Origin of the sequence: Paraniabella aurantiaca (assembly GCF_050309965.1) — a bacterium.
In the GTDB taxonomy this organism is placed as follows: domain Bacteria; phylum Bacteroidota; class Bacteroidia; order Chitinophagales; family Chitinophagaceae; genus Niabella.
Genome location: NZ_JBLOSY010000002.1, coordinates 836,623 through 851,415, shown reverse-complemented (window position 1 = coordinate 851,415; position 14,793 = coordinate 836,623). Strand labels below are relative to the sequence as shown.

13 protein-coding genes are annotated in these 14,793 nt (G+C 42.7%); 6 read left to right on the top strand and 7 right to left on the bottom strand.

The window, feature by feature from the left end:
* The first annotated feature begins 16 nt into the window (after positions 1–16).
* Both ACLOAU_RS18045 and ACLOAU_RS18040 read left to right on the top strand, forming a co-directional pair.
* A complete protein-coding gene (locus tag ACLOAU_RS18045; RefSeq protein ID WP_427863305.1) occupies positions 17–418 on the top strand; it encodes a nuclease A inhibitor family protein in 402 nt (133 codons plus the stop codon).
* Positions 419–434: 16 nt separating this feature from the next.
* Positions 435–1,826: a DNA/RNA non-specific endonuclease gene (locus ACLOAU_RS18040; protein ID WP_427863304.1), complete on the top strand. Its 1,392-nt coding sequence runs from the start codon at positions 435–437 to the stop codon at positions 1,824–1,826.
* Between the two features lie 225 nt (positions 1,827–2,051).
* On the opposite strand, the gene ACLOAU_RS18035 is transcribed toward ACLOAU_RS18040, so the two are convergent.
* Entirely contained in the window at positions 2,052–2,501 is a 450-nt protein-coding gene (locus tag ACLOAU_RS18035) for a hypothetical protein (protein WP_427863303.1), read from the bottom strand.
* A gap of 415 nt (positions 2,502–2,916) precedes the next feature.
* Here ACLOAU_RS18035 and ACLOAU_RS18030 point away from each other — a divergent pair, with 415 nt between their 5' ends.
* The gene (locus tag ACLOAU_RS18030; protein ID WP_427863302.1) at positions 2,917–3,783 is read left to right on the top strand and encodes a penicillin-binding transpeptidase domain-containing protein; all 867 of its coding nucleotides are present in this window, start codon (positions 2,917–2,919) and stop codon (positions 3,781–3,783) included.
* A gap of 246 nt (positions 3,784–4,029) precedes the next feature.
* Positions 4,030–4,950 (top strand): LytR/AlgR family response regulator transcription factor, encoded by a 921-nt coding sequence (locus ACLOAU_RS18025; protein WP_427863301.1) that lies wholly within the window; start codon positions 4,030–4,032, stop codon positions 4,948–4,950.
* A 10-nt stretch (positions 4,951–4,960) separates the two neighbouring features.
* On the opposite strand, the gene ACLOAU_RS18020 is transcribed toward ACLOAU_RS18025, so the two are convergent.
* From ACLOAU_RS18020 to ACLOAU_RS18010, 3 genes are all read right to left on the bottom strand, one after another.
* Positions 4,961–5,563: a 5'-methylthioadenosine/S-adenosylhomocysteine nucleosidase family protein gene (locus ACLOAU_RS18020; protein WP_427863300.1), complete on the bottom strand. Its 603-nt coding sequence runs from the start codon at positions 5,561–5,563 to the stop codon at positions 4,961–4,963.
* A gap of 92 nt (positions 5,564–5,655) precedes the next feature.
* Positions 5,656–6,057, bottom strand: a complete 402-nt coding sequence (locus ACLOAU_RS18015) for a VOC family protein (protein ID WP_427863299.1) — start codon at positions 6,055–6,057, stop codon at positions 5,656–5,658.
* Positions 6,058–6,291: 234 nt separating this feature from the next.
* Complete coding sequence (locus ACLOAU_RS18010; protein WP_427863298.1) at positions 6,292–6,585, bottom strand: hypothetical protein; 294 nt, start codon at positions 6,583–6,585, stop codon at positions 6,292–6,294.
* A 251-nt stretch (positions 6,586–6,836) separates the two neighbouring features.
* Between ACLOAU_RS18010 and ACLOAU_RS18005 the strand changes: the two genes are divergently transcribed.
* Positions 6,837–7,067 carry a hypothetical protein gene (locus tag ACLOAU_RS18005; protein ID WP_427863297.1) on the top strand — a complete coding sequence of 77 codons (231 nt, stop codon included), beginning with the start codon at positions 6,837–6,839 and terminating at the stop codon, positions 7,065–7,067.
* A gap of 196 nt (positions 7,068–7,263) precedes the next feature.
* On the opposite strand, the gene ACLOAU_RS18000 is transcribed toward ACLOAU_RS18005, so the two are convergent.
* From ACLOAU_RS18000 to ACLOAU_RS17990, 3 genes are read right to left on the bottom strand one after another with little or no spacing between them, the layout of a single operon-like run.
* The gene (locus ACLOAU_RS18000) at positions 7,264–8,103 is read right to left on the bottom strand and encodes an endonuclease/exonuclease/phosphatase family protein (protein ID WP_427863296.1); all 840 of its coding nucleotides are present in this window, start codon (positions 8,101–8,103) and stop codon (positions 7,264–7,266) included.
* Positions 8,104–8,125: 22 nt separating this feature from the next.
* Positions 8,126–9,904 (bottom strand): RagB/SusD family nutrient uptake outer membrane protein, encoded by a 1,779-nt coding sequence (locus ACLOAU_RS17995; RefSeq protein WP_427863295.1) that lies wholly within the window; start codon positions 9,902–9,904, stop codon positions 8,126–8,128.
* A gap of 19 nt (positions 9,905–9,923) precedes the next feature.
* Positions 9,924–13,214, bottom strand: coding sequence for a SusC/RagA family TonB-linked outer membrane protein (locus ACLOAU_RS17990; RefSeq protein WP_427863294.1), 3,291 nt, complete (start codon positions 13,212–13,214; stop codon positions 9,924–9,926).
* A 423-nt stretch (positions 13,215–13,637) separates the two neighbouring features.
* Here ACLOAU_RS17990 and ACLOAU_RS17985 point away from each other — a divergent pair, with 423 nt between their 5' ends.
* A complete protein-coding gene (locus ACLOAU_RS17985; RefSeq protein WP_427863293.1) occupies positions 13,638–14,780 on the top strand; it encodes a Wadjet anti-phage system protein JetD domain-containing protein in 1,143 nt (380 codons plus the stop codon).
* Positions 14,781–14,793 lie beyond the last annotated feature (13 nt).

Genomic DNA, 14,793 nt, shown 5'->3' with positions numbered 1-14,793 from the left:
ATTGGTATATTTGAGCATGGAGCTTTCTACCTTCGAAACCCGGTTGAGTGATCTCACCCGTGAAGTATGGCTGATCAGCGAATCAGAATACCCTTTTAGTTACGTACAAACCGGCATCGATGAGCCGTCTCAAGTTGCTGATCTTCTGGCCCAAAAGCACCAGGCAGATGTAGGGCAGGTAAAGGTGGTGACGCCGGAGAGCTTCCTGTCGAAGATCGAAAAGAATACTTCTTCATCGGATAGTGTTATTGTAGCCAACACTCAGAAAATTAAAAGGCTTCTGGACTTCCTGCAGCAACATCTTGAGCATACCCATGTGTACCGTATTGAAACCGGTGTGTCTATTCCCGTTTATATACTCGGTTATCTGCCTGGCAATTCCTGTGTGGGAGTGAGCTCTACCAGCATAGAAACATAAATTAAATCCATACATCATGCGCCCCTACCTTTTAAAACTTACAACCCTCTTCGCCTCTTTTTTACTTTTATTAGCATCCTGTAAAAAGGATACTGATGTCGGCCTGCCCGAAAATCCTGAACTCCCTAAAGATAGCAGCTACCTGGTAGTTGAGAACTTTGAACAGGGGAAGAAAGCAGCTTATGCAATTGGCAGTGTAGACTTAAAAACAGGCAGCTGGTCTTTCGACGACGCGCTCATTGGCAATACGGCGGCTGATACAAAGGATAGCTTATGGTCAGTGCGTTTAAGAAACGGGAATATTACCACTAATTTTAAGATCACAGGTCTGAAGAAGATTTTTATTTCTACTGCAACCTACGGTAATGATGGCGGCTCTACCTGGCAATTACAAACCAGTGCGGACGGGCAAACATTTTCAATGGTGGGACAGCCTGTTACGGTAAACAGTAAAGCTTTCAGGCTCGATAGTTTTGATATACCGGGAAATACACCTATACAGATCAGGATCGTTAAAACCGGCAGCACCCGCATCAATATTGATAATATCATTTTCAAAGGAGCATCTAATAATTCGGGGATCACCGATACAACTGGTAATGGTGGCGATACCTCCATCGTTAACCCGCCCGCTGGTGGCCGCTATGTTACGGTGGGACCAGATGCTCCGCCGGCTACGGGCGACAATTCGAACCTGCTTTTGGGCAATCCTTCCAACGCTGATTCGGTGTTGACCATGGCCGAGAACTTCCTGATCAACCAGCATTATTATATACAGTCCTATTCTAAAACACGTGCTACGCCTAATTGGGTGGCCTGGCATATTGACGCCTCGAATATTACGGGTGCGGCCGACAGGCAGGATGATTTTGCCGCATGGGCCGGACTGCAAAACGGCTGGTTTGTGGCGCAATCCAGCAGCTATATGGGATCGGGCTACGATCGCGGTCATAATGTGCCCAGCGCCGACAGAACCTCCAGCGTTAACGCTAACTCATCTACTTTTTTAATGACCAATATGATTCCACAGGCACCCCAGAATAACCAGCAAACCTGGAACAATTTTGAACAGTATATCAGAACACAGGTAAGCAGCGGACAGGAAGCTTATGTGATAATGGGAAGCTACGGTAACGCAGGTACTATTGCTAACGGCAACATAGTAGTACCTTCCAATGTATGGAAAGTGGTAGTGCTGCTGAATAATGGCAATGATGATCTGGGCCGTGTTACTGAAAATACACGTGTTATTGCGATCAATACACCCAATACCAATACCGTAAATGCAGATTGGAAACAATACCGGGTATCGGTAGACCAGATTGAGCAGCTTACCGGCTATGACCTGTTGTCTAAATTACCGGTGAGTATTCAAAATGTTATTGAAGCAAAAGTCGATAATCAATAATGGATTTAGGATGGCAAAAAAATAGCCCAGGGTATTTAAACCGTGGGCTATTTTATTATGCATGCCTGTTCCTGCAACCCAGATTCGAAGTGGCATAAGGGTAGCATTAATATTGCGGTTCACGATGAGGTTGATCAAGGTATTAAAGCGATAAGCAGCAGAACATAAAAAAAGGAGAAGATAGAAATCCCCTCCGTTGTTTTACATGAGAAAAATATTAGCGGCTTATTTGTCGCCCCTTTTATGTCTTGCTACTAACTCAGTATCTCCGCTGTTATTAGCGTTGATATGCGTGTAATATTTATCGTCTTTTAACACAATACGGTAGTTTACACCGTTTTTATTAGTTACTTCTGTTACACCAAATACTGCTTTGTCCTTATAATCATTTTTTACATTGTACAGTACGTTAGCTGGTAAGTTGTTCTCGCCATAGTAACGAATAGTTTGCAACAGGTTCCCTTTCGCATCAATGGTAACGCGGGTTTTGATACCATCGCTATCGAAAAAAGCCTCGTAGCCAGTCCCGGCATCGCTCCATTTCACATTACTGGCATCTTTAAAAAGCAGGTTAAATGTTTTTTGAGCTTTATCATTAACCGGCTTAGCTGTAGCAGCAGCTGCATTAAAGGTTAACGTAAGGATTACTGCGGCAGAGAGGATCAGATTTTTCATTGTATTATTTTTTGATAGTTATTTATTATTTGTCTCACAAACATACGACTGGTTAAAGCCCGTGTACAAGAGCAAAAGGATGAACAGTATTAAGATTGCCGGTGAATGGCAGTTTTGCCAAGGTGAAGAGCAGTTCTCTGTTTTCGCTCATTTGATTCGGTTGATAAATTGAATTCATTTGCTAATGCTTATATCTATTATTCGCAGAAAACGTTGAGATGTTACACCTGATTGACGGTATTGAGCGGACTTAACAATTATTTAAGGAAAGTAGTTGTTTTAACAGATGGCTGTAACCGCGGCTGTAAAGGCTTCCAATTATGAAAGGATGAATCGTCCAATTAATTTGCAGAAATCACAAAGAAGCGAGAGATTTACCGGCATTATCTACCACGCGGATTATTCAAAATAGACGATGAGACAGATTGTACAATTATTATCATTTTTTGCAGCATTACTATTTATAACCTACAATAGTTCCGGGCAGCCGGTTCTATCTGTAAAACTTAATAAGGAAGTAAGAGATAACTATATTATTCGTACTGATTTTAACCGCTATTTTGATCAATGTGGAGTAAGAGGCTCAGTGGTGATCTATGATCATTCGAAACAACAATGGATTGTTTCGGATACTATTGCTCTTAATACCCGTAATTTACCTGCATCTACATTTAAAATTATTAACCTGCTTATTTTCCTGGAGACTAAAACCATTGCGGATGAAAATGCCATCGTTAAATGGCCCGGTGCTACAGATACAGTAAAATATGGTTACCGGCCCGATATCTATCATGATATCAGTATAAAAAGCGCGTTTGAGCTATCAGCCGGCTGGGCTTTTATCGAGCTGGCTAAAAAGATCAACCGGAATGTATATAGAGACTACCTCGTCCGGTGTGGGTATGGCAATGCTGATGTTTCTTTTAAAGAAGCTGACTTCTGGAATTTTGGTGGCCTGGGCATTTCCCCGGTGGAACAGGTAAAACTGCTTAAAAATCTTTACGATGAAAAGTTGCCTTTCTCGAAGCGTAATATGGACATCGTAAAAAAGGTGATGATCTCCGAGCAAAACGCGGATGGTATCATCCGCTCTAAGACAGGCTGGACTATGGCCGGTGGTATTAATACCGGCTGGTGGGTGGGATACGTCGAAACAAAAGGCGAGGCTTACTTCTTCGCTACCCAACTGTTGCAGGACCGGAAAAAAAATCGCCCTGATTTTTCCCGTTGCCGGAAAGATATCACCAGGGCTGTTCTAAAAGATTTGGAAATACTGCATTAAACAATTTTTAATATTTCATCTCACCGAAGTTTTGTTACCTTATTTCTAAGGTTGTTTGTTATTTTATAAGTACATCCTACTGCTATAAATGGCTATTTTTTAGCCTGTTTGCGGCTCTTTTAACGCCCGGTATAAGCCTGAAATAAGATGCTCCTTCCAATTTACATGTGCTAAAACAATTTATTAAGAGGACGAAATAATGATTTATTTGTATCATTGATGTTTTGTCCTTTATTTTGCAATTGTTTGTCAGAAGATGCTGTTGCCAACAATAGCTTTTTAAAACCAACGGATGCCAGGTGGGTACACGTTGTTCTGAGGGGCGTTCAGGCCGGGCTCTGGCAAATAAGATTACAAACCAAACGGAATAAGATGGCTATCAGCGTTCAGATCGTTGAAAAAAGTAAAGCGGCGTATGACTTGATAAAATACTGGATTGAAAACACCGGCTTTAAGAAATTCACCTTTTTACCTTATGCTGCTCCGGAGGACGCAGGTAGGATTTTTTTATCCGAAAAGCCAGATGTGCTGGTGATCGACCTTTCTATTTCAAAAATTTTTAATTATGCTACTGCCGGGAAGTTAAATAAGAATCCAACTAAAGTAATTGTGTTGGCTGCGAGGGAGGGAATGGAAGCGATACAGCAATTTATTGAAATAGGTATCAGCGCTTTGGTGATGAAGCCTGTTCAGCAGGACCCGTTTACAAGAGCAGTTGCAAAAGTAGTTGACCAGATTAATGCCGAGGAGGAAAAACCAACTCCAGGACAATTCGTGAGCTTTAGATCGAATCAGTCAATGCTTTACTTAAATGAGCTGGATATTATATTTGTTGAATCAGATCGCAACAGTTCAAAACTAACCCTCAAGAACGGCGAATGTCAGACTGTTCATGAAGGAATTTTAGGAATAGAGCAACATCTGAAATCAAGGGAGCTTTTGAAAGTTGATAAAAGCACCATTATCAATTTGTCGCGCATCACTTACCTGGTAGAAGATGTTAATGGAGGGGGGTGCCTGCTGCGACTTAACAATGGAAGTGAAATAAGAATGCCTTTGAGTAAAGTAGCATTAAGCAGCCTTTATAAGATTTTTCCGCAAAAAAATAGCTCGGTAAGTGTAAAAGGGCAGGACTGTAACGGGCACGATAGCAGGGCTGCCTGGTAATTATTTTTAATTATTCAGCGGGCGTTTTTACTTTCAACTTTAATATATCTCCGTAAGCTACTGCAGCTTTATGCACCTGCACCGTCCAATCTTCAGCGGCATCGCCGTCTGCACCATCCGAAATATATTTTAAACAGAGAAAAGGTATATTTTCTTTCATGGCGATCATGGCCAGTGCATGGGCTTCCATATCTACTACATTATAAGCTGTGGTGGCATGTCCCATTTCAAAATTGTCACCCGTTCCGCAAACGGCCTCAGGCAAGCCTTCCATTGCCAGGCCATATTCCAGAATAACCGGCATATCAGATAGTGGCGTTTCATATAACTCATAACCTAATCCTCTTACATCCATATCCCGTTGTATAAATTTAGTGCAACAAACCACGCTGCCTTTGGGGAAATGGCTACTTCCAGCAGATCCGAGGTTTACAATAAGATCAGGCTTACGGGTAAAAATAGATTTGGTTAATTCGTAAGCGGCATTCACTTTACCAATACCGGTAATTAATACCGGATGTCCTGTAAACACTTCAGCTGCTTCTGAAGCCAATGCGAAACAAAATACTGCATTTTCAGCAGGGTAGGACAAAGTAGCATTTATCTTAATCATTATCGTTCTGTTAGAGTGCCTGTTACTTTAAGGCCGGCGAAACTAACAAAAATTAAGATAAATATTGGTGCTAATCATACGCACCATTGTTATCATGCGCTGTGTTTTTGGGCTTGTGAAGCACGCAAACCCACAAATGCTATTTTATTAGCCTCCGTATCTTCGAAAATGATAAAGACACCCTCTTCCGGATAAACATTTGTTTTTATAGAGAGGATATGACCTCCCGACTCAGTAATTCTGCCGGCGACCTCATCTATATCGCCAAAAGCATAAATGTAAACGAGTGAAGGGCGCAGTTCCCAGCCTGCATCGTCTTTCTCCACCATGCTTCCGCAATAGCCGCCGTTAACGGTATCCGGCAAGTAAGATATATTGGTATTCCCGATCCGGAAATCGATAGCTGGCAGATTTAACACCCGGGTATAGAAATTGCCGGCTCTCTGCCTGTCTTCCACAGGTATAGTGATCCAATTCGTAATTTCTAAATACATATATGCTGATTTAATAGAGGGATTGGGCTAACAATCTTTTTAAATATTTAACAAATTTTGGGCCAAAATGCTGGTATTGATGCAAATATGTAGCTGAGGCTTATTAGGTAGGGAAGGCTTAGGTTTGTTAGATGTATTAAAAATAACTCATCCAATAATATGATGATGAAGGTGTCGCTGGAAACGATGTACCTGGTTTATTGAAATTAGTAAAACCCGCAGGGTGTTATCCTGTTAATGGCAAACCTGTTTTAAATTTATTTCAAACCTGCAACAGGCCATTAATTCGCCGGTCTTTACTTTATTGATATGATCGAATGTAATGGCAGGAATGTCTTTTACAAATTGCTCGGACTTTTTGATGCAATAGTCGATCTTGTAAGCCACAGCGATGCACACGGTTCTTCCGTTGAGCTTACCCATCCCCATATAGATATAGGTTCCGGGAGTAAAATCGGCGCTGTTGATCTTATTCAGTTCATTTTGTATGGCTGGGGAGAAGTTCATGATGTATTGTGTTATAATCATTGCAATCATGTTTACCTAGGGAGGTGTAAATTAAAAGAACACCGGTTATCAGGGTATGGTCTCCGTCATATGGTTTAATGGTTTCAGACAGGTTAGTGTGTCTGTTCTTCTACAATGTTGCTTTAATTTCCCATATCAGGAAGCCGGCAGGGAGATGAACAACGTATTTTATTAAAGGAATGATGTTATGAGCGTCGCGGTACGGAATTTGGGGCGGTACTAATTTTATTTCTAAACCATCAATTTATTTTATGAAGATTTTATTTCTCGCCATGAGCTTAGCATTTTTCGCCAGTTGTAATAACGGCGCCAACCAGGATGCGGAAACCTCAGACACAACAATGAGTCCCGGTACCGGTGACACGAACACAACAACACCAGGAGCCGGTGATATGACCACTACTCCCGGAACGGATACCACCCGAAGTTCCGGAGATACCAGTACTTTCGAGGGGGCTGCCAATGATTCAATTGGCAAATAGTCCGTAGCCAGGGTTGGGGTATAATAATGTTCTCACCACAGAAGGTGGGGACATTTTTTTTGTATGGCTGAGCCAATAACGGATCGATGCCCGGTGGACTATAGAACCGGCTCCTCGTTTTTAATAACCGGCTCCGATAGCAGGATAAAAAAACTCCCGGGTAATTAGTCCAGGAGCATTTTGTAAAAGCAGCATTTTATTTAAGTTCCACTTCAGCTAAAACAGGGAAATGATCCGATGGGAATTTACCAAAATAAGTATCGGTTAAGATGCCCCATCTGCTGGCATTGAATTGTTGGGTCATGAAAATGTGATCTATAACAGCATTACCCCGCGGTACCCTGAAACCATTTGCTGACGAGTTATTAGCATAAGGAAATTTCACATGGGTATAAATATCCGACAATAAATCAGAATTAACCAGGTACTGGTACCAATCGCTTTCGCGGTTTCCGTTGAAGTCGCCGGTTAACAATACAGGATGGCTACCCGCTATTTCAGTGATTTTTCTCAGCATCAGCTTGCTGCTTTCGCGGCGGGCGATTATACCTTGGTGATCATAATGCACATTAAAAGCATAGAACTTTTTCTGCGTCTTCAGATCTTCAAGATATACCCATGAGCAAATACGGTTACAGCAGGTGACGTCCCAGCCTTTACCCGGTTGGTCGGGGGATTCAGATAGCCAGAAGTCTCCGCTTTTTAGCAATTTGAAACGATCTTTTTTGTAAAAGATTGCTGAGTGTTCACCGCCCTCCTTACCATCGTCCCGCCCCTTACCATACCGGGCGTATTCGGGTAATGAAGTACTGATATCGTTCAGTTGATTGATCAGTCCTTCCTGTGTGCCTAATATATCAAAGCCGTGAAAACGGATCAGGTTAGAGACCACAGGCGCCCTGTCCTTCCAAAGATTACCCGAATCGCCCGGATTATCATAACGGATATTAAAACTGCCTACAGTAATCTTCTGTGCTTTAATGCCACAGGTAGTGGCCAGCATAAAAGCAGCAACGGTCCATGTTTTTAGATTCATATACTATATTTAAGAGCTGTCTTTATTCCCAGCCAGGGTTTTGTTTTAAATTAGGATTACGCTGCAGGTCGTTCAAAGGAATAGGGTAGTAGTAATTGCGCTCATTCCATTTCCTGGGAATTTCATTCATCCATATTAATTCACCTGATGCGCCGTTTTTGAGCAATTGCGAGTTTACCGCGTTGCCAACTCTCGGTGACACATCTACATAGGTAACGCCCGCCACTCCCGGATTAGGACGTGTGCCCTGGAAAAAAGCTACATCCAATATACCATCTTCATTTAAGTCCATTGGTGTGTTCAATGCCGGTACATAAAATCCATTCCATTCCTGTTGCATTAAGTCGCCCCTTCTCCATCTGAGCAGGTCTGCAAACCGCAATCCTTCGAGGCTGAGTTCAATACCTCTTTCTCTTCTTACTTCCAGTATAGACGGATCTGTAATGCCCGGAAAATAATTGGCTACCAGGTAAGGATCTGCCGTAGTTGGCTTAGCACTTAAGCCACCCGTAATACCTGCCCTGGATCTTAAAGCACCTACCGTTAATGCCCAATCGGCATCAGTTAAGGTTCCTAGCTCGGCTTTTGCTTCTGCATAATTGAGTAACACTTCGGCATAGCGGAACAAGGCAATGGCATTGGTATTTAAAGCTCCCGCATCAAAAGCCATATCGTCCAGGGTCCATTTAATAGGCTGGTAACCGGTAAAAGTATAAGAGAATACCGGTGGCGCAGGCACCTGCTGTCCGTTGCTGATCCTTTTGTAGTCGCCCAGGCGAATCGTTTGCTTTAAACGCAGGTCACGATTTTTTACCTCATCTTTAAATAACATAGTAGGGTAATTAGGATCGTTGGTGAAAGGCGTGCCATCCAGTTTCAGGTATGTGTTAATGAAGGTACGTATGAAACTGGCTTTGGCGCCGTAAGTACCACTGGTCCACCACCAGTTGGCCTCATTCAGTACGCCCAGGTTTACATCGGCTACAGCTGCCTGTAATACTTCATTAGCTACAGGTGCATTACTGGTAAACACCTGGCGGTAAGATACACCCGGGCCGCCTGCGGTATTCAGCGAAAAACCTCCGTTTTTAATGATCTGGTCGGCAGCAGCCGCTGCTTCATTCAGCCATTTGGCTGCTGTACCGGTAAGGTTTAAACCGGTATGGTATTTCCTGAAAGTGCCTTCAAACAAACATACCCTTGATTTAAACGCATAAGCTACCCATTTGGTAATAGTGGTGCGGCTGGCATCGTTCGTGGTAATGATATTATTACAGGCAAAGTCAAGGTCAGCGAGTACCGAGTCCATTACAAGTTCACGTTTATCTCTTCCTGCCATCAGTGAAGGGTCGTCAATATTCAGAGCCTTCCCGATCCAGGGCACATCACCAAAACGCTTTACTTTATCCCAGTAAAAGTACGCCCTAAAGTAACGGGCGATACCCAGGTAGTTGTTACGTGTTGCTTCCGGTACAGCGGGGTCGTTACAGTTTTCTATAAAATAATTGATATTTCTAAGGTTGGTCCATGTCCACCCCGAACTGTTATTAGCCGCAAAGCCTCCTTCACGAATAAAATTCTGAACATCTCTAACGGCCAGGTAGTCTGACATAGCATCCTGGCTGGTTGAGTTTTTAGGCAGGAAGTCCATTCCGTAAAAGGAATTGGTATATAATTTCAGCCCATTCTCTGTACCAAATACAGCCTGCCTGGTAGCGGTTGACTGGGGCACCTGGTCGAGCTTATTGCATGCAGCAAAACCCAGGCTGCCTAATAGAATTCCGATATATAATTTTTTCATTTGTTCTTATTTTAGTGCATTAAAACCCAACGTTTAATCCGAAAGAAAAGCTTTTCAACATAGGGTAATTGTAACCGTCGCCATTGGTACTGTTAGGGTTCAGATCCTGGTCTGACGCAACAGCATTTTCTACATCAATCGTATTCTTAACAATTTTGTACATGGGAGAATAAGTAAACAGGTTTTCTCCTGAGAAGAATACTCTCAGCGTACGGGCACCAATCCTGTTGATCCAATGAGAAGGGAGGTTGTAGCCAATTTGAATATTCTTCATTCTTATGTAGGCAACGTTTTGCAGGTAACGTGTCTGTGCCACGCCCAATGTTCGATTGGTATTGCTGGATGCTGCTCTCGACATAGTTCTTGGAAAATATGCATCTGTGTTTTCCGGGGTCCACATATTACCCAGATGAAAGGTGGGGATATTGTTATAAGGCCTGTTGTATTGTCCCCAGAACATCTCTGTCTCAGTACTCGGGTACCACTGTTGTTTACCTACACCCTGGAAGAAAACCGAGAAGAAAATATTATTCCAGTCAGCCCCCAGGTTGATGCCATACATATACCTTGGTGCCGAGTTACCAATAATACGACGGTCACCCGAATTACCCACTTTGTTTTCGCCAATATTAATCAGGCCATCGCCATTCAGGTCTCTTAATTTAATATCACCGGGAAACCAAAGACCAGTAGGCGAAGCCCGCATTTGCGGATTTTGTTTGGCATGCGATGCAATATCGGCTTCGTCAATAAAGAAGCCTTCTGTTTCATAGCCCCAGATTTCACCGAGTGTTTGTCCTTCGTAATAATCGCTCAATAATTTATCGGGGTTATTATACCGGTCTATTTTTGTTTTATTGTCAGATAGCATCAACCTTACATTATAACGGAAAGGTTTTTCTGAATTTCCAAACTGGTCGTTCCAGGTAAGCGATGCCTCCCAGCCGCGCGTGGTTAGATCAGCAAAGTTGCCCTTAGGAAGTTCATTCTGAGCAACACCAAATACCGCAGGTGGCGTCAACGCGGTTGTAAACATATCCGTAGTCTTACGAACATAGGCGTCGCCCATGAAAGTCAGTTTGCCAGACAAGGTAGTCAGGTCTAAACCGATATTGGAGGTAGTAGAGGTTTCCCAGGTAAGGCCATCTGGTATTACGTTAGGATTGCGGGTAGTTTGAGGTCTTGTTCCATTTAAGATAACGCCTGACTGGCTGATATTAAATACTTCCTGGAAGGCATAAGACGCAATATTACCGTTACCCAGTGCGCCATAAGAAGCTCTTATTTTCAGGTCGGAAATAGCTTTTTGTGACACATTCCAGAAAGACTCTTTATTAATTCTCCATCCTGCAGATACAGAGGGGAAGAAGCCGTAACGCTGGTTAGCCGGGAATTTGGAAGAGCCGTCATAACGGGCGTTTACTTCCACCAGGTAACGATCTTTGAAAGAATAGTTTAACCTGGAGAAACCGCCCAGGATGGCCCATTGCTCATAACCGCCACCGGTTGTAATAGCCTGACCCAGTGCCAGGTTTAAATCATTAGCGTCTTCAAAGATGATACCGTTTCGCTGCACCGATGTGCGATTGTAGGTAGATTGCTCGTAGTTATAGCCGGCCATAGCTTTCAGGTAGTGATTATCGCCGAAGTGGTTTTCATACTCTGCATAGATATTGGTAGCCCAATACCTGGTTTCGCGCAGGTCGGATAAAAGGTCATTGGTAGTAGTGCCTATGTAAGCTGTAACACCCTTGAAATTGCTGTAAGGTACCTGAACCCTTTTCTGCTCGCGGTTATTATCAGTATTGCGGAATGTGAAATCAGCATTTACCCTGAACTTGTTATTAAAGAACTGGCTTCTTAAGCCCGTAATATTGCGGAACACTTCGTTGCGTGTATCGATACCATTTTTGCCATAGATGAAGTCCCCCACGGTGTAAGCTGCTGCAAACGTCAGGCTGCCATCGGGATTGAATATAGGCATTGTTGGTTTGCCCTCGTCTGCAATATTTCGCCAGATACCGCCACCTTCACCTACGTTAATAGGGTTGTGGTAATTCATAATAGAATAGTCGGTATTGTTCTCGATACTTAACCAGGGAAATACCTGTATGGTTCCCCTTGCCCGTATATTCTTCATACCGTAATCGTCACTGTTGTACCTGAACAATCCATCCTGCTTTAAGAGGCGGCCCGATACAAGGAACGTAGCTTTATCGCTTCCGCCGCTTACGGAGATATTATTTTCAAACGCAGCTGTATTGTTTTTATACAGCTCGGCATAATAATCGGTACTACCATAGTAGGTGTATTCACCCGTGGTTGGATTTATTTCTATGGTGTTGTAGGGCTGCCCTGATTCTGCTCTTCTCTTAAACTCATCGAGGTAAGCCTGCGAAAATTTTTGTGTTTTGTTAGCGTTTTGCGGAAAGGCACCGTCACCATTTACAAAGGCTTCTGCAAACATTTTTGCCCAGGTATACCCATCGGTTACAAAATCGGGCCTTGTAACCGGCGACTTTAAGGCATAGTTGGTGTTGTAGGATACATTAGTGCGGCCTTTTACACCTTTTTTTGTTGTAATTAATACTACGCCAAATACACCTCTTGCACCATAAATAGCAGCTGATGCGGCGTCCTTCAGTATAGAAACTGTTTCAATATCATTTGGGTTTAAAAGGCTCGGATCACCTTCAAAGCCGTCGATCAATACCAGCGCGCTACCACCCTGGCCGATGGAAGTGGTACCCCTGATATTGTACCTGGGAGACTGCGTAGGTTTGCCATCCATCATTTTTAAATTCAGGTTGGGCAACATACCCTGCAGGCCCTGCGTAAGGTTGGTTATAGGCCTGTTCTCCAGGCTTTTGGAAGTGATTTGGTCAACAGCACCCGTTGCATTTACTCTTTTTTGTGTACCATACCCCACTACTATTACTTCGTCTAATGCCGCACCAGGTGTGGGGGACAGCTCAATAATGATAGGGCTGTTGTCGCTTGGCTTTACCTCGTAGTTATCAACCGGGCGGGACTGATAGCCTATGAACGAGGCTGTAAACCGGTAAAGAGTGCCAGGTATAAGCTGGTTAAATACAAACACGCCTTTCTCATTGGTGATGGTACTGTTTTGTAAAGTGCTGTCCGAAATATTGATGGCGGTAACAGTTACATGGGGCATTACGGCGCCGGCTTGGTCACGTATAGTACCGGTAACTGTTGTATTTGTTTGTGCCCAACCCTGCAACGAAAGGCCGAGAATGAGCAATAGGAGGACACCCCGATAGCGGCGCCGCTTCAGTCCAATTTTCATTTGTTTGATAGTTTAGTTAATTGTAATTTATCTGTATGCTTCGAATGATTTTAGTGGATTATATTTAGATGAAGGTTTGTTTAAGGGAATTAAACTCATGTTTATAAAAGGACCTGAACGCTTAATATTATTAAGTTTCGGGTTAAATATGCAAAGGCTTTGAATTGGAGTGCAAACGTATTAACATAAACGATTCAGTGGTGGAATTCTATTTTAAGAAATTATAAACAATTTGTTACCTATTTGATTTATTGAATGTTCATTTAATTTATGAACGGATCCAGAAATTTTTCTGTAATGGCATAGTTGCTTTTAATAAGTTTAATGAGGTTCGTTAATAAAAGGCGGGAAGGTGCCTAATCAATCCTGATTAAAATTGATCTTATCTTTAAGGAACGTCTTAATAGTATTTAACTTTTTGTCATGATCAGGGTATTTCAACAACAACTCGAACGCTGGTATAAGGCTTACCTGGAAGCCGTTATAATGGACCGTCCTTTTTCTGTCATTGTACTGAGAGGTGAAAAGAACAAGCCCCGTTCTACGGCTGATTTGCAGAAGGCTGTGTTCATGTTTCAGCAGCATGAAAAAAATGGACAAAGGAGGGGATGGAAGATAGAATGGATAGATTGGAGCAGCAGGATTGTTGGAAAACAGAAATGGATTTCCAGGGTAATCGTAGAAACGGAGGAAGATTTTTTATATCTTTTACAAAAGGAAAAAGAAAGCGCCGAGTTTAAAGATCAATTGCAGGTCTTATTGAAGTGGCAACCCGGTATTCGGAATTTTTTAGCTCAGAACCCCGGACGAATTCTAAACCTTAAAGGCGTTTGGAATGATCTGCAAAAAGTGGTGGATTACTTACTCGCTCATGATGTAACCGGTCGCTATATACGGAATATACCCGTGCCGGTTCATACCAAGTTTATTGAGGGATATAAACCGTTAATACTGTCCATGCTAAAAGCTATCGCTCCCCACAGGTTCAATTCGGCCGCCTCCAGCCTGGAGCAGGCTTTAGGCTTAAAATCCAAACCGCTGCTTTATATGGTTCGCTGGCTGGACAAAGATATGGCAGGGCAGTTGATGCATGGAATGGAGTTTACAGGTGTAACGGTAGATTGGCTGCAGCAAATCAGCTGGACGATCGATGAGGTGTGGCTGGTGGAGAACGAAACAAACTTATATTTAATTCCACCAAGGAAAAATGCGATAGCCTTGTTTAGTAGAGGTTATGCAATGAGTCAACTAAAAGATATCGCGTTTTTCAATAAGGCAAAAATATATTACTGGGGCGATCTGGATGAAGATGGATATAAAATGCTAAACGGAATAAGGGCATGGTATCCACATGTCATAAGCATATTTATGGATGAACATACCCTGGTCAGTCATGCAGTAGAGTTGGTAACGCAGGACGCCATATACAGAACGGGTTTATTGCCCTTTTTGACACATGAGGAGCAGGCAGCCCTTAATATATTAATGCATCGCAACGGAAGACTGGAGCAGGAAAGAATACGACAGGATTATATTATAAAAAAATTAACTATGATTGCAGGGTGATTTGTAGTTGGTA

Excerpts from the sequence above, each read along its gene's own strand:
- ACLOAU_RS18045 (WP_427863305.1), top strand. The coding sequence starts at position 17 with ATGGAGCTTTCTACCTTCGAAACCCGGTTGAGTGATCTCACCCGTGAA.
- ACLOAU_RS18040 (WP_427863304.1), top strand. The coding sequence starts at position 435 with ATGCGCCCCTACCTTTTAAAACTTACAACCCTCTTCGCCTCTTTTTTA.
- ACLOAU_RS18035 (WP_427863303.1), bottom strand. The coding sequence starts at position 2,501 with ATGAAAAATCTGATCCTCTCTGCCGCAGTAATCCTTACGTTAACCTTT.
- ACLOAU_RS18030 (WP_427863302.1), top strand. The coding sequence starts at position 2,917 with ATGAGACAGATTGTACAATTATTATCATTTTTTGCAGCATTACTATTT.
- ACLOAU_RS18020 (WP_427863300.1), bottom strand. The coding sequence starts at position 5,563 with ATGATTAAGATAAATGCTACTTTGTCCTACCCTGCTGAAAATGCAGTA.
- ACLOAU_RS18015 (WP_427863299.1), bottom strand. The coding sequence starts at position 6,057 with ATGTATTTAGAAATTACGAATTGGATCACTATACCTGTGGAAGACAGG.
- ACLOAU_RS18010 (WP_427863298.1), bottom strand. The coding sequence starts at position 6,585 with ATGATTATAACACAATACATCATGAACTTCTCCCCAGCCATACAAAAT.
- ACLOAU_RS18005 (WP_427863297.1), top strand. The coding sequence starts at position 6,837 with ATGAAGATTTTATTTCTCGCCATGAGCTTAGCATTTTTCGCCAGTTGT.
- ACLOAU_RS18000 (WP_427863296.1), bottom strand. The coding sequence starts at position 8,103 with ATGAATCTAAAAACATGGACCGTTGCTGCTTTTATGCTGGCCACTACC.
- ACLOAU_RS17995 (WP_427863295.1), bottom strand. The coding sequence starts at position 9,904 with ATGAAAAAATTATATATCGGAATTCTATTAGGCAGCCTGGGTTTTGCT.
- ACLOAU_RS17990 (WP_427863294.1), bottom strand. The coding sequence starts at position 13,214 with ATGAAAATTGGACTGAAGCGGCGCCGCTATCGGGGTGTCCTCCTATTG.
- ACLOAU_RS17985 (WP_427863293.1), top strand. The coding sequence starts at position 13,638 with ATGATCAGGGTATTTCAACAACAACTCGAACGCTGGTATAAGGCTTAC.